Annotated in this window: 25 protein-coding genes; 20 read left to right on the top strand and 5 right to left on the bottom strand. The window is 40.6% G+C overall.

The window, feature by feature from the left end; translation table 11 throughout:
- The first annotated feature begins 9 nt into the window (after positions 1-9).
- On the top strand, positions 10-723 hold the full coding sequence (locus tag AUO94_RS02525; RefSeq protein ID WP_058385786.1) for a pseudouridine synthase: 714 nt from the start codon (positions 10-12) through the stop codon (positions 721-723).
- Between the two features lie 39 nt (positions 724-762).
- Here AUO94_RS02525 and AUO94_RS02520 read toward each other — a convergent pair whose 3' ends face one another.
- A complete protein-coding gene (locus AUO94_RS02520; protein WP_058385785.1) occupies positions 763-984 on the bottom strand; it encodes a DeoR family transcriptional regulator in 222 nt (73 codons plus the stop codon).
- Positions 985-1,286: 302 nt separating this feature from the next.
- On the opposite strand from AUO94_RS02520, the gene pepV reads away from it, so the two are divergent.
- The 6 genes from pepV to AUO94_RS02490 all read left to right on the top strand — a co-directional run bounded on the left by pepV (position 1,287) and on the right by AUO94_RS02490 (position 6,758).
- A complete protein-coding gene (gene pepV, locus AUO94_RS02515) occupies positions 1,287-2,660 on the top strand; it encodes a dipeptidase PepV (protein WP_058385784.1) in 1,374 nt (457 codons plus the stop codon).
- Between the two features lie 17 nt (positions 2,661-2,677).
- The gene (dat, locus tag AUO94_RS02510; protein ID WP_058385783.1) at positions 2,678-3,526 is read left to right on the top strand and encodes a D-amino-acid transaminase; all 849 of its coding nucleotides are present in this window, start codon (positions 2,678-2,680) and stop codon (positions 3,524-3,526) included.
- Between the two features lie 93 nt (positions 3,527-3,619).
- Positions 3,620-4,147, top strand: coding sequence for an RNA 2',3'-cyclic phosphodiesterase (gene thpR / locus AUO94_RS02505; protein WP_237150167.1), 528 nt, complete (start codon positions 3,620-3,622; stop codon positions 4,145-4,147).
- A 33-nt stretch (positions 4,148-4,180) separates the two neighbouring features.
- Positions 4,181-5,107, top strand: a complete 927-nt coding sequence (locus AUO94_RS02500) for a diacylglycerol/lipid kinase family protein (protein ID WP_058385782.1) — start codon at positions 4,181-4,183, stop codon at positions 5,105-5,107.
- A gap of 123 nt (positions 5,108-5,230) precedes the next feature.
- Complete coding sequence (trmB, locus tag AUO94_RS02495; RefSeq protein WP_058385781.1) at positions 5,231-5,881, top strand: tRNA (guanosine(46)-N7)-methyltransferase TrmB; 651 nt, start codon at positions 5,231-5,233, stop codon at positions 5,879-5,881.
- Positions 5,882-5,903: 22 nt separating this feature from the next.
- Complete coding sequence (locus AUO94_RS02490; RefSeq protein ID WP_058385780.1) at positions 5,904-6,758, top strand: YtnP family quorum-quenching lactonase; 855 nt, start codon at positions 5,904-5,906, stop codon at positions 6,756-6,758.
- A 26-nt stretch (positions 6,759-6,784) separates the two neighbouring features.
- Here AUO94_RS02490 and AUO94_RS02485 read toward each other — a convergent pair whose 3' ends face one another.
- Positions 6,785-7,099: a PepSY domain-containing protein gene (locus AUO94_RS02485; RefSeq protein ID WP_058385779.1), complete on the bottom strand. Its 315-nt coding sequence runs from the start codon at positions 7,097-7,099 to the stop codon at positions 6,785-6,787.
- Between the two features lie 166 nt (positions 7,100-7,265).
- Between AUO94_RS02485 and AUO94_RS02480 the strand changes: the two genes are divergently transcribed.
- From AUO94_RS02480 to ccpA, 13 genes are all read left to right on the top strand, one after another.
- On the top strand, positions 7,266-8,339 hold the full coding sequence (locus AUO94_RS02480) for a M42 family metallopeptidase (protein ID WP_058385778.1): 1,074 nt from the start codon (positions 7,266-7,268) through the stop codon (positions 8,337-8,339).
- 41 nt (positions 8,340-8,380) lie between these two features.
- Positions 8,381-8,899, top strand: a complete 519-nt coding sequence (locus AUO94_RS02475) for a DUF84 family protein (protein ID WP_058385777.1) — start codon at positions 8,381-8,383, stop codon at positions 8,897-8,899.
- A 59-nt stretch (positions 8,900-8,958) separates the two neighbouring features.
- The gene (locus AUO94_RS02470) at positions 8,959-9,474 is read left to right on the top strand and encodes a hypothetical protein (protein ID WP_058385776.1); all 516 of its coding nucleotides are present in this window, start codon (positions 8,959-8,961) and stop codon (positions 9,472-9,474) included.
- Positions 9,475-9,486: 12 nt separating this feature from the next.
- Positions 9,487-9,804, top strand: coding sequence for a thioredoxin family protein (locus AUO94_RS02465; protein ID WP_058385775.1), 318 nt, complete (start codon positions 9,487-9,489; stop codon positions 9,802-9,804).
- 64 nt (positions 9,805-9,868) lie between these two features.
- Positions 9,869-10,684 carry a DUF1444 family protein gene (locus tag AUO94_RS02460; RefSeq protein WP_058385774.1) on the top strand — a complete coding sequence of 272 codons (816 nt, stop codon included), beginning with the start codon at positions 9,869-9,871 and terminating at the stop codon, positions 10,682-10,684.
- Entirely contained in the window at positions 10,681-11,289 is a 609-nt protein-coding gene (gene ytpR, locus AUO94_RS02455; protein ID WP_058385773.1) for a YtpR family tRNA-binding protein, read from the top strand. Before AUO94_RS02460 ends, ytpR begins: the two co-directional genes overlap by 4 nt.
- A gap of 6 nt (positions 11,290-11,295) precedes the next feature.
- Complete coding sequence (locus AUO94_RS17195; protein WP_058385772.1) at positions 11,296-13,797, top strand: DNA translocase FtsK; 2,502 nt, start codon at positions 11,296-11,298, stop codon at positions 13,795-13,797.
- Positions 13,798-14,037: 240 nt separating this feature from the next.
- Positions 14,038-15,351 (top strand): UDP-N-acetylmuramate--L-alanine ligase, encoded by a 1,314-nt coding sequence (murC, locus tag AUO94_RS02445; RefSeq protein WP_058385771.1) that lies wholly within the window; start codon positions 14,038-14,040, stop codon positions 15,349-15,351.
- Positions 15,352-15,484: 133 nt separating this feature from the next.
- Positions 15,485-15,976, top strand: coding sequence for a DUF948 domain-containing protein (locus AUO94_RS02440; protein WP_058385770.1), 492 nt, complete (start codon positions 15,485-15,487; stop codon positions 15,974-15,976).
- A 37-nt stretch (positions 15,977-16,013) separates the two neighbouring features.
- The gene (locus tag AUO94_RS02435) at positions 16,014-16,745 is read left to right on the top strand and encodes a YtxH domain-containing protein (RefSeq protein ID WP_058385769.1); all 732 of its coding nucleotides are present in this window, start codon (positions 16,014-16,016) and stop codon (positions 16,743-16,745) included.
- Positions 16,746-16,761: 16 nt separating this feature from the next.
- Positions 16,762-17,091 (top strand): bacillithiol system redox-active protein YtxJ, encoded by a 330-nt coding sequence (gene ytxJ / locus AUO94_RS02430; protein ID WP_058385768.1) that lies wholly within the window; start codon positions 16,762-16,764, stop codon positions 17,089-17,091.
- Positions 17,092-17,259: 168 nt separating this feature from the next.
- Positions 17,260-18,345, top strand: a complete 1,086-nt coding sequence (locus tag AUO94_RS02425; RefSeq protein WP_058385767.1) for a bifunctional 3-deoxy-7-phosphoheptulonate synthase/chorismate mutase — start codon at positions 17,260-17,262, stop codon at positions 18,343-18,345.
- Positions 18,346-18,446: 101 nt separating this feature from the next.
- On the top strand, positions 18,447-19,445 hold the full coding sequence (gene ccpA, locus AUO94_RS02420; protein WP_058385766.1) for a catabolite control protein A: 999 nt from the start codon (positions 18,447-18,449) through the stop codon (positions 19,443-19,445).
- A 99-nt stretch (positions 19,446-19,544) separates the two neighbouring features.
- Here the strand turns inward: ccpA and AUO94_RS02415 are convergent, their stop codons facing one another.
- The 3 genes from AUO94_RS02415 to AUO94_RS02405 are packed head-to-tail and all read right to left on the bottom strand — an operon-like array spanning position 19,545 to position 21,993.
- A complete protein-coding gene (locus AUO94_RS02415) occupies positions 19,545-20,696 on the bottom strand; it encodes an acetoin utilization protein AcuC (RefSeq protein ID WP_058385765.1) in 1,152 nt (383 codons plus the stop codon).
- Complete coding sequence (locus AUO94_RS02410; RefSeq protein ID WP_058385764.1) at positions 20,693-21,337, bottom strand: acetoin utilization AcuB family protein; 645 nt, start codon at positions 21,335-21,337, stop codon at positions 20,693-20,695. Before AUO94_RS02410 ends, AUO94_RS02415 begins: the two co-directional genes overlap by 4 nt.
- Before the next feature lie 23 nt (positions 21,338-21,360).
- A complete protein-coding gene (locus AUO94_RS02405) occupies positions 21,361-21,993 on the bottom strand; it encodes a GNAT family N-acetyltransferase (protein WP_058385763.1) in 633 nt (210 codons plus the stop codon).
- Positions 21,994-22,048: the final 55 nt, after the last annotated feature.

Below are 22,048 nucleotides of genomic sequence, written 5' to 3'. Positions count from 1 at the left end.
AGTGACACAATGCGCATAGATAAATTCCTTTCGAATATGGGTTTTGGCTCTAGAAAAGAAGTTAAAATCCTACTGAAATCAACTGCAGTGGAAGTGAACGGGGAAATTGTCCGTGATCCAAAAATACATGTAGATGAACAGACAGATCAAGTAGCAGTAGAAGGCGAGGCGGTTGTTTATACTGAGTTTATCTACTTGCTGATGAACAAGCCGCAAGACGTCATCTCTGCAACCGAAGATAAATACGACCAAACGGTAATCGATTTATTGGGAGAACAAGAACAGCATTTCGAGCCGTTTCCAGTTGGGCGACTGGACAAAGATACTGAAGGTTTTTTGTTGCTGACGAATGACGGCAAGTTAGCCCATGAATTATTATCACCCAAAAAGCATGTAGACAAAACTTACTATGCAGTAATTGAAGGACAAGTCACAGAAGAGGATGCAGAAGCATTCAAAAAAGGTGTAGCGCTTGACGATGGTTACGTGACGAAGCCAGCTAGTTTAAATATAATTGAGAGTGGTGCCGAATCTAAAATCGAATTGACGATTACTGAAGGCAAATTCCATCAAGTTAAACGGATGTTCGAAAGTGTCGGCAAGCGGGTAGTTTATTTGAAACGTTTGTCGATGGGGCCTCTGAGTCTTGATCCAGAGCTTGGTCTTGGAGAATACCGTCATTTGACGGAAGAAGAAGTAACTAGTTTAAAACAAAGAAAATGACCGCATAGCTGCGGTCATTTTCTTTGTTTAGGAAATTGTTTAAGACGTCATTTTCACTTTCCGTTGCGTCGTTGTCCATTTGCCTCGAGTTGGGCTGGTCACCAAGTCGTTAAAGGCTAACACATTCAAATCTCTTTGAATGGTGCGAGGAGTGATGCCGAATTCATCGACAAGATCTTGCGTCGTTACAGTCCCGTTGTCGAGAATGTACTTATACATATCTTTAATTCGAATGAGCATGCGATCGGTTGTGGGTTTCATAATAATAGAACCACTCCTTCATCTTTTTTCCCATTGGCAAAGACTAGCGGACGATAGGCTGAGATTTATACAGCTGGTTTATGATTGATGCCAAAGACAGCCCCTTTTCCTAAAATAGTGTGTCAATTTGACTAGTCTGACAATTCCAGTATACCGGAAAAACATCTCGAATTCTAGGATTTCCCTCTATCTTTACACAAAAATAACAATAGAAAGACAGAATTTTTTATGCAAATTGTCACAAATTCTTTAATTTGATGGAAAAAGGTGTACAATAGCCATAACAAAAAGGAGTGTGAACCATGGATTGGCTGCTAGAAGCTAACAAACGCAAAGAGACCATGCTGAGAGAATTACAGGAATTAGTGGCGATTCCCAGCGTGTTAAGTGACGACACAACACCAACGGCTCCTTTTGGAAAAGAAGTTAAACAGGCATTGGATTGGTTTTTAAAAAAAGGGAAAACTCAGGGCTATTCAGTAAAAAATGTAGGGGACATTGCAGGGCATCTTGAGATTGGGCAAGGTGAAGAATTGCTCGGTATTTTAGGACACGTTGACGTTGTGCCAGTGGGAAGTGGATGGACAAAAGCTCCATTTGGTGGAGAAATTGAAAATGGTCGACTTTATGGCAGAGGCACGATCGACGACAAAGGTCCGACAATTGCCGCATGGACGGCTTTGAACATGGTAAAAGAAGCAGGCGTAGAATTTACAAAACGCGTGCGGTTGATTATTGGAACCGATGAAGAAAGTGAGTTCCGCTGCATGGATCGTTATTTTAAAACAGAAGAAATGCCCTCTATTGCCTTTACACCAGATGCGGATTTCCCAATCATCAATGCTGAAAAGGGGATCGCAACCTTGGTGTTTTCAACATTTTCCATGCATGAAGATGCGATTTTAGAATCTTTTATTGCAGGTCATCGAACCAATATGGTGCCTGACCAAGCAACCGCTATTTTAAATGGCCAACTAGCAGAATGGCAGGAAGATTTTAAAGCGTTTTGCAAAGAACACAATGTTACAGGAGTCGTCGAACAGCATAACGGCTCGACCGAGTTGACGTTAAATGGAAAGTCAGCCCATGCCATGGAGCCTGAAGACGGTGTCAATGCAGGGGTTTTACTGGCATTATTTTTGAAAGATCGCTTAGAAGGCGATGGCCAGAAATTTGTGGCATTTGTCGCGGATACGTTTTATCAAGATTCGCGTGGTCGCAAACTGGGACTGGAGTTTATGGATGAACAATCAGGAAATACGACATTTAACGCGGGAATTATTCGCTTTGAGAAAAAGAAAACAGCGATGATTACAGTCAGCATGCGGTATTCCATCAGTTATCCATTTGAAGAAAAGATCGCGGCTTATCGACTCAAGGATTTTGTTCTGGACATTGCGTCCAATTCTCCTCCTCATTACGTGGATGGAAACGATCCATTTATCAAGACGCTACAAAATGCCTATGAAAAACAAACAGGTGACAAAGCAGACCTTCTTGCTATTGGTGGGGGCACATATGCGCGCGTACTTGATAAAGGTGTAGCATTTGGTATGCTGTTTCCAGGTGAGCCGGACGTTGCGCACCAAGCAGATGAATTTGTCGATATCGACAATTTAGTTAAAGCAACTGCAATTTACGCAGAAGCAATTTATCAATTGGCTTGTAAAAAATAAGGGAAGAGGGATTAGATATGGATTTGATATTGCATAATGGTGAGTTTATTCGTGAAGAGGATTTGGTGATTTCGAAAGAAGATCGTGGCTATCAGTTTGGAGACGGTATTTACGAGGTCATTCGTGTTTATGACGGCAACTTGTTTACAGCAAAAGAACATATTGACCGTTTCTATGAAAGTGCTGATAAAATCAAAATTGTTATTCCCTATCCAAAAGATGTTTTTCATAAAATGATGTATGATTTTGTGGAATTGAACATGATTGATAACGGTCAGGTATACGTTCAAGTTACGCGCGGCGCTGCAGAACGACAGCATCAATTCCCAACACAAGCAAATCCTGTGATTACCGGCAATACGAAATCAGTAGAGCGTCCAGTTGGGAGTTTAGAGTCTGGAGTAACGGCGAAGTTTATCGAAGATATTCGTTGGTTGCGTTGTGACATTAAAAGCTTGAACCTGCTCGGCAATGTACTAGCGAAACAAGAAGCTTATGAAGAAGGATATTTTGAAGCGATTTTGCACCGTGGTGAAACCGTGACAGAAGGCTGTTCATCGAATATGTATGGCATTAAAAACGGCATCCTTTATACCCATCCTGCTAACAACCTTATTTTAAATGGCATTACGAGACGTGTAATTCTTGAATTATGCGAAGAGTTGGAAATTCCAGTAGAAGAAACACCTTTCACAAAAGCTCAAGCACTTGAAATGGACGAATTTATCATGTCTTCAACGACCACTGAAGTAATGCCAGTTGTCGCAATTGGTGATAAAAAAATCGGTCAAGGTGTTCCTGGAGAATTGACGCGTAAATTACAGGCGGCTTTTGAAGCGCGCATTGGAGTCGGCGTAAAATCGTAATCCATCATTTATCAGAAGAAAAGTGATTGGCTCAAGCCAATCACTATTTTTTTGTACCCGTGCACATGGTAAACTGAAGCGAGGTGACGTTAAATGAAACCACATTACTTTATTGGCATAAAAATTCCACAGAACATTGCAGAGAACTTAGTTGCAGAACGAGACAGTTGGAAGTTGAAAAGTCATAAAAGGCAAACCCCAGCTCAAGATATGCATATTACCTTACTGTTTATTGGCGAAGATGTGAATGGCGAAATAGGTCAAATTGAAAAACTACTAGCCAGAACCAATCAGCAGCCATTTAAACTAACAGTGAATGGCATTAAGACTTTCGGTAACCCGGTAACTCCACGTATAATTTATGCCTCTCTTGAAAGTTGTGAAGAATTAAATGTGCTTCAGCGACAAATTGTCCATGCTTTGGATTCACTACAGGTGAGTCCAAACCTGAAAGAATTCGTGCCGCATATCACATTGGCTAGTAAATGGGCAGGAGGCGTGCCTGCAGAACCACAATTTTCAATTGATCAGATGCAATTTGAAGTGACGGAGTTTTCACTGTTCCGAATTGCAATGAAAGAAATACCACGTTATCAAAAGATCTTCGATTATCGGCTTTAAAGACACATCTAATACATCCGAAGGCGAGTGTTTATGAAAATAGTATTTATTATTAATCCTGCAGCTGGGAATGGTCGAGCCTTGAAAAGATGGCGCCGCTTTGAGAAAACAATTCAGTTTCCATTCGAACAAGTCGTCACTACATATTCTGGACACGCCTTAGCTATTGCTGCAAACTACCGGGAAAGTAAACAAGTTGCTCTCTTAATCGGCTTTGGTGGAGATGGTACGCTGCGTGAAATTATTGCAGGTGCAGCAGGATCTGAAAAATTGATTGTTGGTTCAATAGCAGCAGGATCAGGCAATGATTTTGGACGTGCTTACGGCACTTTTACAGATGCGCAGGCAATTGAACAATTTCTTCACAAGCCGTTACCCAAACGGCAAGACCTTGGTGAATTCACTAACGGCAAAGCTTTTCAGTTTGTTAGCAGTTCAGGTATCGGCTTTGATGCAGAAATATCCATTTCGGTTAACCGGTCACCTCTTAAGAAAAAACTAAACCAACTGGGTCTAGGGAAATTAGTTTACGTTGTCTATGTCATCCGGACTTTATTGAAATTCGAGAAGTTTACGTTGTCTGTAAAATGCGACGGTAATCTAGTTACTTACAAAGACGTTTGGTTAGCGACTGTCAACAACCAACCTTATTTTGGTGGGGGCATGAAAATCTCGCCTTCCTCAAAAACGGACGATGGTTTACTTGAATTGACGGTCGTTCACAAAATTTCCCGTTTGAAACTATTGCTGGTTTTTGGTACGGTATTCAGCGGAGCACATACACGTTTCAAAGAAGTTACTCAAATGAGCAGCACAGAATTTTGGCTCTCGACCGAAAAGCCAGTATGCCGTCATGTAGATGGAGATGATGCTGGCATGAGCCCAGCAAACGATTTAGTCAGCTACACAGTAAGTCAAACCGATTGGCAATCAATAAAATTAACCGACTATATAAGTTGAATTAAAAGGAGTTTTAAGTCAATAACAGTTGCCGATGACAAAGTACGCTTCGTGATGCAGGTACTGGTTTGCGACAGGTTAGAATTACTAGCTCAGCTTATATAAATAGAAAGAGGATGAAACATGAGATCACGTTTTAAACCATGGGCAGCAGATTTGCTCGATAATCACCCGGAGATTGTTATACCAGATCCAGAACAACAAAAAGGCAAGTGGAACGAAGTTTTTGGCAATAATCAGCCGCTTCATATCGAAGCAGGGACCGGTAAAGGCCGCTTTATTATTGGAATGGCAAAAGCAAATCCAGACATCAACTACATCGGCATCGAACTGTTTGATAGTGTCATCGTCACAGCTCTTGAGACAGTTCTTGAACAAGAAAACGGCGTTCCAAACTTACGGCTTTTAAAAGTTAATGCAAAAAAAATTGCTGATTATTTCGAAAAAGGTGAAGTGGACAGACTCTACTTAAATTTTTCGGATCCGTGGCCAAAAACACGTCACGCAAAACGCCGGTTGACACATGAATCATTTCTTAAATTATATGAAGCCGTATTACCTAAAAAAGGCGAAATTCACTTTAAGACTGACAATAGAAAACTGTTCGAATATTCACTCACGAGTATTTCTGAATATGGTATGTTATTAAAAGAGGTGTCATTGGATCTTCATGACAATGAGCCTGAATGGAACATCATGACCGAGTACGAAGAAAAATTCTCGAAAAAAGGCCAACCAATTTACCGAATGGAAGCACAGTTTTCAGGTAGTTGATCATAATAGGGGGGATAAGGGAATGCAGACATTTCAATTTCACGAGATGAACTTAACTTGGCTTGATGGGGGCACGACTTTTTTGGACGGCGGTACGATGTTTGGGGTAGTACCAAAAGTCATTTGGTCAAAACGTTATCCAACCAATGAAAAAAATCAAATTGAATTACCAACACATCCTATACTTGTCCAGTTTGAAGGTCATAATATACTAATCGACAGCGGTCTTGGTGATGGCAAATTGACAGAGCGTCAGTTGCGGAACCTAGGTGTTTCTGAGCAGTCGCGAGTAGAAGAAGATTTGGCGGAGCTTGGGCTAGCACCTGAAGATATTGATACCGTCTTAATGACTCATCTTCACGGCGATCATGCAGCGGGGTTAACGAAATGGCAAGGCGAAGAGCTGGTGTCTACTTTTCCAAATGCTAAAATCCATGTATCAGCAGTAGAATGGAATGAAATGCAACATCCGAATATCCGCTCACGAAACACTTACTGGAAAGAAAATTGGCAACCTATTGTCGATCAAGTCGAAACTTTTGAAGGTGAAAAAACCTTGTTTGATGCTATCACGCTCATTCATACCGGAGGTCATTCAGATGGCCATAGTGTCATCAAAATGACTAGTGGCCATGAAACAATTTTGCATATGGCCGACATCATGCCAACTCACGCGCATCAAAATCCATTATGGGTGTTAGCTTTTGATGATTACCCGATGGATTCAATTTACGCAAAAGAAAAGCTGATGAAAGAAGCATTGGAAAACGGCTATTATTTTAGTTTTTATCACGATGCGTATTACCGCATTCTGAAGTGGAGTACAGACGGCAAAGAAATTGTCGAAGCACTAGAGCGGAAAGAAAAAAATCTATAAAAAAAGGAGCCTATGGGCTCCTTTTTTTATACTTGTTTTACTTCGATCACTGCACCGGTAAAAGCATCAGCTAAAAATTCGAATTGTTGAAGTTCATCTTCTTTATGGCGAGTAATACCGCCTTTATAGACTTCGGTTGTTAATGCATGCTGCTTATAAGGCTCGGTTTTCATAAAAATCCAAGAACCATCAATAGGGCCTTCTTCTTTAAATGCAGATTTAACTTCTTTTAATACGTCATCTGCTGGATATAGCTTTTCTGTACGATTATAGACTTCTTTTGCTAAATACGAAGCTGCGATGCCTGTAGCAAATCCAATAAGTAAATCACGATTTTTCACTAAAATCCCTCCTCTGCTTAGTGGATAAATTGTACCATAAATATTTTGAAGGACGAAATGAAAGCTTGAAAGTCTAGTTATTTTAAAAAAGAGAGTATAAAACTGGAAATTATCTGATAAAAGCACTAAACTTGATAAAGGTAAATGAATTAGGGGGAATTTTAATATGCATACTGAAACTCTTGAAATGTTTAAAATCTTAACCGAACTACCAGGAGCACCAGGAAATGAACACGCTGTCCGTAAATTTATGCGACAAGAGCTGGGGAAATACGCTGACCGCTTGCTTCAAGACAATTTAGGAAGCGTTTTCGGCGTTAAAGATGGTCAAGAAGACGGCCCGCGTATTATGGTTGCTGGCCATATGGATGAAGTGGGATTCATGGTCACCCAAATTACCGATAATGGCATGATTCGTTTTCAGCCTTTAGGTGGCTGGTGGAACCAAGTGATGCTAGCTACGCGTGTAGACATTATGGCAGGCGACACGGTAATTCCAGGTGTGATCGGCTCTATTCCTCCACACTTATTAAGCGAAGAACTTCGCAGTAAGCCAATGGACATTAAGAACATGTTGATTGATATTGGTGCCGATGATAAACAAGATGCACTGGCACTTGGCATCCAACCTGGGCAACAAATTGTGCCATTCAGCCCATTTACTCCAATGGCTAATGATAAGAAAATTATGGCGAAAGCATGGGATAATCGTTATGGCTGTGGCTTAGCGATTGAACTTTTAAAAGAACTAAAAGATGAAAAACTACCGAACCAATTGTTCTCAGGCGCTACAGTGATGGAAGAAGTTGGTTTGCGAGGAGCACAGACAGCAGCAACGATGATCAAACCAGATTTATTTTTTGCACTAGATGCCAGTCCGGCCAATGATGCAACAGGCGATAAAAATGAGTTTGGCCAGCTTGGTCAAGGAACATTATTACGTATTCTAGACAAGAGCATGGTCACTCATCGTGGTATGCGTGAATTTATATTGGATACAGCCGAAACACATAATATTCCGTATCAATATTTTGTTTCACAAGGTGGAACAGATGCAGGACGAGTACATACAGCCAATGAAGGAATTCCAAGCTCAGTAATTGGAATTTGCTCTCGCTACATTCATACTTCAGCGTCAATCATTCACACAGACGATTATGCAGCAGCTAAAGAGTTATTAGTGAAGCTTATAAAAGCGACAGATCGAACAACGCTTGAAACCATCCAAAAAAATGTCTAAAAAGTGCCTGCAGGGCTCTTTTTTTGAAGGGAATACTATTGATGAGAAAAAATCGTGTAGCAATTGCATCAAAAAATTCTGCGAAAATTACGGCAGTGTCAAATGTATTTAAAAACCTAGAATGGGCTGTTGATTTATCCGCTGTAGATGCTGAATCGGAAGTTTCAGCACAGCCTTTTTCTCAGCAAGAAACGCGTCAAGGAGCAGTTAACAGAGCCAAAAATGCATTAGGAGATCAAGATTTCGCTATCGGGCTAGAAGGCGGAGTATATGAAGTTGAAGAGATTTTATACTTATGCAATTGGGGGGCGTTAGCAACTCAAGACGGACGTTTGATTACAGCAGCGGGTGCTCAAATTCCACTACCAGAGGAAATTGCAGCAGGTCTTCGTTCGGGTACTGAACTTGGTACAATCATGGATGACTACGCCAACGAAAGTGGAATCCGTCATCATAAAGGAGCCATTGGTATTTTAACGGATGGTCTTGTTAATCGAGGAGAAATGTTCGGTCACGTTGTTAAATTATTAATTGGGCAGTATCAGAGAGACGGCGATTAAGTTGCATGTCTTTGAAAACACCTTTAAAATAAATAGCAGTAATGTCAGGGGGAATGTGCGTGCCTCGATATAGACGGGTTTTTATGCTGGCTGTGCTGCTAGGCCTATTGTCTGGCTGTGCGGTAGCGCCGGAAGAACAGGTTTTACAGGGAGTATCGAACGCACGTGATGCGTTTCAGGCAAAGCCGGAAAATCCCAATGAAATGGTTGGGCAAGTCGATTTGTTTGTGCCAAATGATTACGTTATTGAAGAAACAGCGGATGAATTCAATCGCTTAATCACAAATGGCAAAAACTCTTTTGCTTTAGTCATTAATCCGAACGAAAAAGCTACAAGTACTTTCTTCTATGATTTGCAAAAAGTTGATTCGGATCAGCAATGGCTGGTAGATGAGACGTTTCAGCAAAACGGTCGTTTCGGATTTACAACAGTTAAAGAAGTTGCGGAAAATCAGTTAGAACTAGTTGTTAGTGCGGGTGGAGTGAGCTTGACGACGACTACAAACGAAAACGAACTTCCAAAAAATATGGACTGGATGATGAAAACTGTACGCTCAATCGCGAAGAATGAATAGGGGATTACTCAAATGAGAAGCTTGCAATCTACGGATGAATTTCACGAATTAACGAAGCAAAAAAAGGTTGTTTTTATGTTCACTGCAGCATGGTGTCCAGATTGCCGTGTAATTGATCCAATCATGCCTGATATCGAAAAGAAGTTTTCAGCTTATACGTTTATATCAGTGGATCGCGACCAGTTTATCGATTTGTGTATTGAGCAAGATATTTATGGCATTCCTAGTTTTCTTGGTTTTGCAAATGGACAGGAAACGGGACGCTTTGTTAGCAAAGACCGTAAAACACAGGCAGAAATCGAAGAGTTTGTTTCGAATTTGTCGCAATAACAACAAAAACGGTTCGCCTATACTTGGCTGAACCGTTTATTTATGAAAGTGAGGCCAACCAACGATGAAATCTACTGAACTTTTTAATATATTAAGAGAGCGTATGCCAAGCCGCCAACTAGAATGGCGCTTTGACCGCGAACAAGATGTTGTCAACATTCAACACAAAGAACTCGGTAAAGGCATGAGTATTTCCTTGCCGCAAGTAATCAACCGATTCGAAGCAAAAGGTGATGCCGCGATTCAAGAAATCGTTTATACCATTACAGAAACTTTTGAAGCGATGGAAAAAGAAGCGAAAGGAGAAATGAAATCGACCGAACATATTTTTCCGGTTATTCGCTCAACTTCTTTCCCAACTGAATCTAACGAGGGCCATAAATTTATCACAGCTGAACATACTGCAGAAACACGCGTTTATTTTGCTTTAGATGCTGGTACTACCTATCGCTTAATTGATGAAAATGTGGTAAATTCATTAAGTCTCACAGAAGAGCAAATTAAGGAAATTGCGAAATTTCAAGTGAAGAAACTAAAAACTGCTGTGAAAGAAGACCATGTTGCTGGCAATATCTTTTATTTTCTTAACGAAAACGATGGTTATGACGCTTCAAGAATTTTGAACGAATCGTTTTTAAAAGAAATGAAAGCTAAAATTACAGGGGATATGACCGTATCTGTACCTCATCAAGATGTATTGATTATAGGCGATATCCGAAATGAAACGGGATACGACGTGCTCGCGCAAATGGCTATGCATTTCTTTACGAATGGCAAAGTGCCGATCACTTCCTTATCGTTCATTTATGAAAATGACGAATTAGAGCCGATTTTCATTATGGCAAAAAATAGACCAAACGAGGAGAACGATAAAAAATGAATGTATTTTATAACAACGAAGGAATTGGCGATGTGTTGCTCGTTCAACTGCAAACAGAAACTCCAGAAAAAATTAACCCAGAACAATTTGGGGATATCACATTGATCAAAGATGCAACGGGAACGATTGCTGGATTTAATGTATTCAACGCTTCAAGCTATGCAGAATTAGCTGAAGGCCAACAAGTAGAAGTGTCTGAAAAGCTTGTAACATCTTTGCAAAATGCACTAGCTAAAAATGGTGTTGATTTTACTCTTGAAGTCGATTTTTCACCAAAATTTGTTATTGGATTTGTAGAAGCTAAAGAAAAGCACCCGAATGCTGACAAATTGAATGTTTGCCAAGTAGTTGTTGGAGACGAGCAATTACAGATTGTCTGTGGTGCTCCAAACGTTGAGCAAGGACAAAAAGTTGTTGTGGCAAAAGTAGGAGCTGTAATGCCTTCAGGAATGATCATTCGTGATGCAGAACTTCGGGGAGTGGCATCGTCTGGAATGATTTGTTCGGCAAAAGAGCTAGCTTTACCAGATGCACCAGATGAAAAAGGAATTCTTGTCTTGTCTGATGATGCAGAAATCGGTTCAGCTTTCAAAGTAAAGGCGTGATGCAGAATGAGCTGGATTAAAAATGTATGGAATCGCATGTTCACAGATGACACCGAGGAGTTCGAAGAAGAAGAAATTATCTCTGAAACGCCCCCGACTGTAAAAAAAGAAAAAGCACCTTTTCGCTTTCCACTTATTCCAGATGAAGAAAAAGAGGGTTTTATTCACGATGTAAAACGCGCAGCACCGCGTCAAGAAAAGCCGTTTTTCAATGAACGTGAAAGAGAAACATCTCGAAAAGAGCCTGTATTTCCCATAGAAAAAAAAGTGATGGGGCCAAAAGAGGCACCAATCCGTCAATCGACAATTGCCAATCGGAAAAATGCCGAATTGCCGGTCAATAAGACGCGCCGGTTTGAACCAACTCGTATCGCTTCACCGATTCACGGCTTTAATACGGCTCGACCTGCACCTACTCAAAAGTTAGGAGAGGACAGAGAAGAAAAGATAAGCCGTCAGTTGCTAGATGAAGCTATAGAAGAAAAGGCTAGAAGCGGATGGCATAAACCGAAAGCGCCAATCGAACACGAGATTGCTCCAATTTTTGAAAAAAAGGAAGAACCGATAATAGCGGTTGCCAAAGCTGTTGAAACTACAGAATCAATCGAAGAGTCTGTAGTAATCAATGTTTCCGAAGAAGAGCCAGCTGAAGTTTCTATTGTAGAAGAGAAGCAAGATGAACGGATAGTACCGCCCTTTTCACCGATAAAAACGGCACCAGTAGCAGCTGCTACGGAGGAAAACAATGAATTAGAAACAATATCAGAGCCTACGATCGAGTTGTCCGCAGTAACAGAGCTGAAAATTGACGAAGAGCAGTCCGAATCAGCAATGGCTAGAGAGTTACCGGCACAGGAACAACAGCCATCAACTGAAGCAATGTCAACACCTGCGCCAAAACGCGAAAAAACCGTGCCATTTAATGTGCTAATGCTTAAATCAGACAAAGAACTGTTAAAAAACAAAACTAAACCATTGTCAGATGTTCCACCGCATGATGAGCAACTAGTAACAACGCCACTATCGGAAAAAAAAACGGTAAATTTAGTTGATCAGCCTTCACATGCCTTCAATTCAGTATCAGAAGCTGAATCTCAAGCTTATCAGCTGCCACTCTTAGAATATTTGATGGCTCCTGAAAACGATCGTAAAGATGATGTTTGGATGGATGAGCAAGGCATACGGTTAATCGAAGCATTGTCTCATTTTCAGATTAAAGCTGAAATTTTAAGTATCGTCCAAGGTCCAGCTGTAACGCAGTTCGAGTTGAAAGTTGCACAAGGCATAAAAGTTAGCAAAATTCGCAATTTAGCGGATGATTTAAAATTGGCGTTAGCAGCTAGAGATATTCGAATTCAAGCGCCAATTCCTGGGAAAAGTTCCATTGGAATTGAAATTCCGAATCGCACAAGTCGTGCTGTACGGATTTCTGAAATTATCGGTAGTGCTATTTTTGAAGAGTCGGATTCTCCACTCGAAGCGGCTCTTGGGCTGGACTTGACTGGCAAGCCGGTCACGCTTGATTTACGTAAAATGCCTCATGGCTTAATTGCGGGTGCTACAGGTTCTGGGAAATCGGTGTGCATCAATTCGTTGCTGGTCAGCTTGTTATATAAATCATCACCAAGAGACTTGAAGCTGTTGCTAATCGATCCGAAAATGGTCGAGCTGGCACCGTATAATCATATACCGCATCTAGTCAGTCCCGTTATTACTGATGTCAAAGCGGCAACTGCATCATTAAAATGGGCAGTTGAAGAAATGGAACGACGCTATCAATTGTTCGCACATAGTGGTGTGCGTGATATTAGTCGCTACAATAAATTAGTGAAAGAAAAAGGAGATTACGTGCAGCATTTGCCGTATATCTTAATTGTGATTGATGAATTAGCCGATTTAATGATGATGTCTCCTTCAGATGTCGAAGATTCTATTTGTCGGATTGCACAAAAAGCTCGCGCTTGCGGTATCCATTTAGTGATTGCGACTCAACGTCCGTCTGTAGATGTGATTACAGGATTGATCAAATCCAATATTCCGACACGTATTGCGTTTTCGGTTTCATCGCAAGTAGATAGTCGCACGATACTGGATTCTCAAGGTGCAGAGCGTCTTCTTGGACGAGGAGACATGTTGTATCTTGGAAACGGAATGTCGGCTCCAAATCGTTTACAAGGGACGTTTGTTACCGATGACGAAATTGAAAAAGTCATTGAGCATGTCAGATTGCAAGGCAAGCCTGAATACTTTTTTAGAGAAGAAGAATTGATCAAGCGAAGTGAGTCTCCTGCTGAACAGGATGACCTGTTTGAAGAGGCTTGTCGATTCATCATGACACAAGGAAGTGCATCCACATCGCTGTTGCAGAGGAAGTTCCATATTGGCTATAATCGAGCTGCGCGGTTAATGGATTTAATCGAAAAACATGGTTTTATTTCAGAGCAGAATGGGAGCAAAGCTCGGTCAGTGTTAATTACAGAAAACGATATTGAAGAAGTATTTCGGTAAAAGCTAGTCGTCTGTGGATTTTCTACAGACGACTTCAGTTTTCCTTTAATACGAGAAAGAAACGCTAAGTAGAAAAATCTACAAGCTAGCCACATAAAAAAGAATGCAGTAAATAATGAGGCATTTTAAAGAAAGACAAATTTATGATATAATACTGTACTTGTGCTTATCTTTATCAGCTATAAAGTTCGCTTAGCGACTTATATAGACTAATTTTCAACTCCCACAGGAGGTTCATTTATGACAGTTTTACATTTTACCGGAATCAAAGGTTCTGGTATGAGTCCACTTGCCCAAATCATGCATGATATGGGAGAACACGTACAAGGCTCGGATATTGAGCAACATTTTTTTACAGAAGATCGATTACGCGAAAGAGGCATTACCATTTTGCCGTTTGATGCAAACAATATAGAAAAAGAGATGACCATTATTGCAGGAAATGCATTTGGTGATGATCATCCTGAGTTGGTTCAAGCACGTGAATTAGGTGCTACGATTATTCGGTATCATCAGTTCCTAGGGGATTTGATGCGCCAATACGTATCAGTTGCCATTACAGGAGCGCATGGTAAAACATCGACGACAGGCTTAATGGCGCATGTCTTAGCTGGCTATAAACCTGTGTCGTATTTAATAGGAGACGGAACAGGCGTCGGACAAGAAGATTCTCATTTCTTCGTCGCAGAAGCTTGCGAATACCGTCGACATTTTTTGGCTTATCACCCAGATTACGCAATTATGACCAATATCGATTTCGATCATCCCGATTATTTTACGGGAATTGATGATGTCTTTAAGGCATTTGAAGAAATGGCGCAGCAAGTGAAGAAATGCATCATTGCTTGTGGTGATGATGAATACTTGCAACGGATTCAAGCACCAATCCCTGTCGTTTACTACGGCTTTGGGGAAGAAAATGACTTCCAAGCGAGAAATGTTACGAAAACCGTTGAGGGTACTACTTTTGATGTCGTGATTCGTAATGAGTTTTTTCATACATTTACGCTACCGATGTTTGGAGATCATGCGATCTTAAATGCGTTAGCAGTTATTTCGCTTTGCCATTATGAAAACATTCCTGCAGATATCATTCAGCAGCAATTTGAAGATTTTGAAGGAGTAAAGCGTAGATTCACACAATCAGCAATTGGTGATCGAATTTTAATCGATGACTATGCGCATCATCCGACAGAAATCCGGGCAACTTTACAATCCGCTCGCCAAAAATATCCGGAGCGTGAACTTATCGCTATTTTCCAGCCACATACATTTACGCGGACACAAACTTTCTTACAAGAGTTCGCTGATTGCCTGGCTGAAGCAGATCAGGTTTATCTTTGTGACATCTTTGGTTCTGCACGCGAAAAAGTAGGGACGCTTAAAATTCAAGATTTAGCTGAGAAAATCGAAGGCAGTCATTTGCTACAGTTAGAAGAGGTAGACTTACTAGCCAAGCATGGTAACGCAGTTTATTTGTTCATGGGTGCGGGAGACGTCACTAAATTCCAAGAAGCATTCGAAAATGGATTGAATACAGGAAAAACAGTTTAACTTTCGAGTTAAACTGTTTTTTCATGCAGGAACGAAACTATTTTTGTCGAATAATAATAAAGACGGTGTTTAATCCAAACTCTTCAAGGGTAGAAAAGGATATAACATAATTCGTTTAAAAGGAGGAAATAGAATGGATTGGCAAATTTTGCTTTACATTGCCGCGATCGTGGCCGCTATTGGATTCTTAGTTCTATGCATAGCGTTGGCAATGACATTAAATTCGTTGAAAAACACATTAAAAGAAGTTTCAGGTACCGTAGCCGGTCTTGAAAATCAATTGCAGGGGGTAACGTTGGAAACAACAAACCTATTGCATAAAACAAATGAACTAGCTGAAGACATTCAAGTGAAATCAGAAAAATTAAACGGTGTCGTAGATGCAGTAAAAGGTGTCGGCAACTCAGTTACTGATTTAAACTCTACTGTCCGTCGCATTACGTCAAGCGTTGGAGTGCATGTAGAACAAAATGAAGATAAGATTGCTCAAGTTGTTCAATGGGGCAACGTGGCTATGGGAATCCGTGATAAGTGGAACGAGCGTAAAATCTACGAAGCTCGTGCGAATGCTGCTTCGGTACCTGTACCTGGACAAAAAAAATTACCTCATAACGAACAATATTAAAATTGCTTTTATCATAAATTAAATGGAGGGAATATCAATGAGTAAAAACAAAAACTTTTATAATCAATCTGATGCGAACGATTCACAGTATAATAAGGATTACTATACGCAAGGTGGCCAGTACAGCCAAAATAGTGGCAGAAGCTATCAGCAGAGCGACTATGTACCTCAGTCATACGGAGCTTCAAACCGTTACGACGATCTTTACGACTATGAAGAATCAGATGGAGGTTCAAGTTTCTTGGTTGGTATTTTGGTTGGGGGAGTTATCGGAGCTGCAGCTGCGTTATTTCTTGCTCCTAAATCAGGAAAAGAATTCCAAGCTGATCTTAAAACTCAAGCAACTACATTAAAAGAAAAAGCCTCTCAGCAGACAGACTTTAATGACGATGGTTCAGGTGGATTCGCAAAACAGCTAAAAGAACAATCAACAAAAGTAGTTGATAAAGTAAAAAATATGAAGGCTGGTAATTCACCGATGGACGATGGAACCGCTTCATCAGAAGGCGAAGAGTCGATTGACATTCATTCGACAATTCAAAATTCATCTGCCGACTTTGATGCGTTCACTTCCACAGCCAACGCTTTAAAAGAAGCGGTTGAAGAAGTAAAAGAAGAAAAAAAATCAAGCTCGTCAAATTCTGCCAACACAGGCAGCAACATGAACAGCAACACAGCAAGTGCGAGCAAGGGTCCAAATACGACCAGCAGCAACAACAACAGCAATAAATCATCAAATCCAACGACTAATTACGATAAAAAGAATTAATCTAGGAGCGATTTAGATGGAAAACTTAGTGCATGTAGACGATTTAGACAGTCTAAAACAAGCAGTAGGGCATAATCAGCATTACTGGCTCTTCAAACACAGTAGTACGTGCCCAGTGTCTGCTAAAGCGTGGAATGAGTATAATGAGTACAGCTCGTTGCACCCGAATCAACTCTTTTTGTATTTAGTCGTTCAGGAAAATCGTGAACTTTCTAAAGCTATCGAAGAGATTACGGGAGTTACGCATGAGTCGCCACAATTGTTTCATTTTACAAGTCAAAAAATGGACTGGCACGCTTCACACGATAAAATTAAAAGTGATTCCATGAAAGAATTTATTTTTTAAAACAAAGCCGAAGCCTAGTCGCTTCGGCTTTATTGCGTGAAAATACTTTAGCGCGTTGAATCGCTAAAACATTTTCCGTGACTTTATTGAATAGTTTGCTTATAATAGTCCTATCATGTTAATATGAGTCACCTGATAAAGGTTATTCGCGAAAGGGGAAGTTATAGAATGAGTAATTTAGATTTAGAGCAACTAAGAGAAAAAGTGGACGCAGTCAACCTGCAGATTCTATCTCTGATTAATGAGAGAGCTTCCGTAATTCAGGAAATCGGTAAACTAAAAGAGAAACAAGGAGTTAACCGTTACGATCCGTTGCGTGAACGTCATATGTTGAATCTGTTAAAAGAAAATAATGCTGGACCATTAGATCAGAAAACAGTTGATCATATCTTTAAAGAAATTTTCAAATCAGCACTGGATATGCAAGAAGAAGATATCCGCAAAGCTTTACTTGTTTCACGTAAGAAAAAAGCTGAAGATACGATTATCAACATTAACGGCGAACTAGTAGGCTCTGGAGATCCATCATTCATCTTTGGCCCATGTGCAGTTGAATCTCAAGACCAAGTGATGAAAGTTGCTGAAGCTATCGGAGCGAAAGGCTTGAAAATGATTCGTGGTGGAGCTTACAAACCACGTACATCACCTTATGATTTCCAAGGACTTGGCTTAGAAGGATTGAAAATGTTGAAAAAAGCAGCTGATCAGCATAATTTGGCTGTGGTTTCAGAAATCGTAACACCTGGACATTTAGAATCGGCTCTTGACTATGTAGACGTTGTTCAAGTAGGCGCTCGTAATATGCAAAACTTCGAATTATTAAAAGCGGTAGGCCAGATCAACAAACCTGTTCTTTTAAAGCGCGGCATGTCAGCAACTGTGGATGAATTTATCCATGCAGCTGAATACATTATTGCTTCAGGAAATGAAAACATCATTTTATGTGAACGTGGAATTCGCACATACGAAAAAGCGACACGTAACACATTAGATATCTCGGCTGTGCCCATCTTAAAACAAGAAACGCATCTTCCGGTATTTGTAGACGTAACTCACTCAACAGGTCGTCGTGACTTATTGCTTCCAGCTGCTAAAGCGGCTATCGCAATTGGAGCGGATGGCGTAATGGCTGAAGTTCATCCAGATCCAGCAGTAGCATTATCTGATGCTCAACAGCAAATGGATTTAGGTCAATTTGATGAATACTACGATGCATTAATGAAATTCATGAAACAGTACGAAATGAAAGTATAAACATGAAAAGCCGGAGTTTCTTCGGCTTTTCTTTTTTTTAGTTGATATTGTTGAAGTTTTTGTCGTATGATTATAGAAAGACTGGAAAAGGAGGGTGCACAATGACCGTTACGATATATGATGTGGCAAGAGAGGCGAACGTTTCTATGGCTACTGTGTCACGTGTAGTAAATGCTAATCAAAACGTCAAACCTGCCACAAGGAAGAAAGTATTAAAAGTGATAGAAGAATTAGGCTATCGTCCAAATGCTGTGGCTCGTGGACTTGCAAGTAAAAAAACAACGACGGTCGGCGTCATTATACCCGATATTTCCAATAGCATGTACGCTGAACTAGCCCGTGGAATTGAAGATATCGCGACAATGTACCGTTACAATATTATTTTATCCAACTCAGATCAGAACGAAAATAAGGAACTTCAGCTATTGGAAACAATGCTCGGAAAACAAGTAGATGGAATTGTTTTCATGAGTGATGTCATCTCACCTGAACTTCTCAAAGAAATGGAGCGTTCTCCAACTCCAATCGTCCTGGCTGGTTCAATTGATGAATCAGCAGCAATTGCTTCGGTTAATATTGATTATTATGGTGCTGCCTACGAAGTTGTTAAGAAGTTCATTGATAATGGTCATAAGAAAATTGCGCTTATTTCAGGGCCAATGACTTCGATGATTAACAAGGAATATAAGTTAAAAGCTTATAAAGAAGCATTAGCAGATGCAGGGATTGCTTACGATGAAAAACTGGTCGTTGAATGCAACAACTCTTATGATGAGGGCATTGAGGCTGTCAAAATTTTAGCGACTGCCGAGCCGACTGCCTATTTTGTAGGGAACGACGAAATGTCAATCGGAGTCATTCATGGATTAGAAGAGCAAGGCCGAAAGATTCCAAGGGATGCAGAAGTTATTAGCTACGAAAATTCCAAACTGTCACGTATGGCACGTCCAACGTTAACAGCAGTCGCTTTCCCGCTTTACGACATTGGAGCGGTATCAATGCGTTTGTTAACAAAATATATGAACAACGAAGAAATCGAAGAACAGCAAGTTATTCTCCCATACCGAATTGAAGAAAGACAATCGACTAAAAACGATTAAGTTTTTAAAACTTCATTGCTATAAACAAACAAAACCCTTGTGCGGATCAAATGATCTGCACAAGGGTTTTGTTGTTCAGTAGGGGAAACGAATACCTCATCATTTGTTACGAATCATATACAAAGCCTTATTCAACATCTGCAGATTCTTGTCGGTAATCTCTGCTTTACGTGGTATGGCTTTGTACAAGTTCGGTGGATCTTCCCACGTATCGATCAACTTAACTGGCGACTCTGGCTGCCATTTCGCGGTCCACGACTCGGGTAATTTCCCAGAAGGTATAGGAAAATTATTCATTTCCATCCAAACTAACGACCAAGCACGTGGAACTACACGCCAAATATCATAGCCGCCACCACCAACAGCTATCCAGCGGCCTTCACAATACTCATGAGCGAGTTCGTGAGCAATCCGGGGTATTTCCTTGTAAATATTCATCGTGCCGTATAAGTGGGTCAGAGGGTCCAAATAATGGGCATCTGCCCCATTCTGTGTCAAGATGACATCCGGTTTAAAAAAATCAATGATTTCTTTCATGGACGTCCGGTAAACTTCGAGAAAAGACTCGTCTTCAGTAAAAGCATCGATTGGAAAATTGAAAGAAGTACCATAACCTTGACCACTGCCGCGTTCATTAATATTACCTGTTCCTGGAAACAGGTAACGTCCTGTTTCATGAATAGAGACTGTACAGACATCAGGGTCGTCGTAAAAACTCCATTGCACACCGTCGCCATGGTGAGCATCGGTATCAATGTAGAGCACCCGTGCATTGTATTTACTTTTTAGGTAATTGATAGCAACCGAGCTGTCATTGTAAATGCAAAACCCGGATGCTTTACCTCGAAAACCGTGATGCAAACCGCCGCCTAGATTTAATGCATGCTGTGCTTTTCCTTCCATGACATAATCCACAGCGGTTAGCGTCCCACCTACTAGACGTGCACTCGCTTCATGCATATTTTCAAAAATGGGCGTATCGTCTGTGCCGATGCCATAACTTTCACCGGCTTCTGGTGTGATTTCACCGCGACTCGCTTTTTTGACAATATCAATATAACGTTCATCATGTGCTAGTAATAATTCTTCATCGGTTGCAATGCGAGCTGGGACAATTAAATCTTTTGGAAGCGCGTTCATTTCTCTTAATAAATCAATCGTTAAGACGAGTCTTTTCTGGTTGAATGGATGTGTTTCAGAAAATTTATACCCCAATTGATCTTCTGAAAAGACGAATACAGCGTGTTTCATTCGTTCACTTGTGGCATACTTGGCCACAAAACGTCAAATCCGTTTTTTCGTAAATTATTGATAATTGCAAGTGGATTCATCGTCTGGACTCGGAAAACCAGAATTTTGTTGGCATTATTTTCTCTATCGGGGTAAACGAGGACGCTGAGCACATTGACATTCTGTTGATGAAATACTTTTGAAACTTCGTATAGAATTCCTGATCGGTTCTCTACGCGCACTTCGATTTGTGAACCAGGCTGGTGTGCGCCGGTTAGTTCAATAAAGGTGTACAAAAGATCTGTTTCGGTCAGAAAGCCGACAAGTTTCTGGTTGCTGACTACTGGGATACAACCAATTTTTTGCTCATAGAAAATCATGGCTACTTCTTCTGCGAAGTCGAGCGGATGTGCTGTAACCGGATTAGGTGTCATAATTTCTGTTACTTTTTTTTTGTAAGGTTCACCTTTTGGTGAGACGGTAAATCGAGAAGGAACTGCATCTTTTAAGTCACGATCGGTTACAATGCCGACTACTTTCCCGTCATCAACAATAGGTGCATGGCGAATTCGCTTGTCTTTGAATAAGTCCATAACATCTTGCACAGTTTGGTTGGACGTGAGCGTATGAACGTCCGTTTTCATAATTTCTTCCACTAACATATGAGCACCCCCTTTGTGTTAAATCAATACATATAACGGTTCATAAAACGTAACTGATCGAATTTCTGGATTGACTCGTTATCGACCCGGCTACCGATTTTGGCCATTAGGCAGTTCGCTGGGTGAGAGCTAATCTCAGGGTCATCGGTAGCATAATATTCTAGTCCACCAGCTTGCATCATTTTCTCCATAACTTTTCGGTATTCCCAAACATTCAAGCCTGTCCCTTTTAAATCCCAATGCCAATAATATTCTGTTGTAATGACAATGAAATCTTCGAAAGCATCATCCATCATTGACACTCTCAATAAGGCTTTTCCAACACCGCTACCTCTGTATTTTGGAATTACTTCAATTGCCCCAAGTTCAATCAAGTTATCCATTTTTCCTTCTGACCAACGTTCTAAAGGATCCGGATAAAGAAATGTAACATAACCGACAATCATGTTATCATCTCGAACAATAAGAATACGTCCTTCTGGCAAATCGGCAATTTCGGTAATGGCTTTGTGTTGCTGAGCGGGTGGTCTGAAGGCGACCAAGTCTTCGTGGAACTCAAGTTTGCTTATTTCTTTTCCAGGTATAGGACCTTCAATGACCAGAAGACCGTGTTCAGTTTCTAATTCCATCGAGTTGTACATTTTTTTATGTTCCATCATTTCACCGCCTGTCAGATACAATTGGTTCCATTATACATGAACGTAAGTAGAT

The organism is Planococcus kocurii (genome assembly GCF_001465835.2).
GTDB classification, from domain to species: Bacteria; Bacillota; Bacilli; order Bacillales_A; family Planococcaceae; genus Planococcus; species Planococcus kocurii.
The sequence above is the reverse complement of the archived record's forward strand: the minus strand, read 5'-3'. Positions and strand labels throughout refer to the sequence as shown.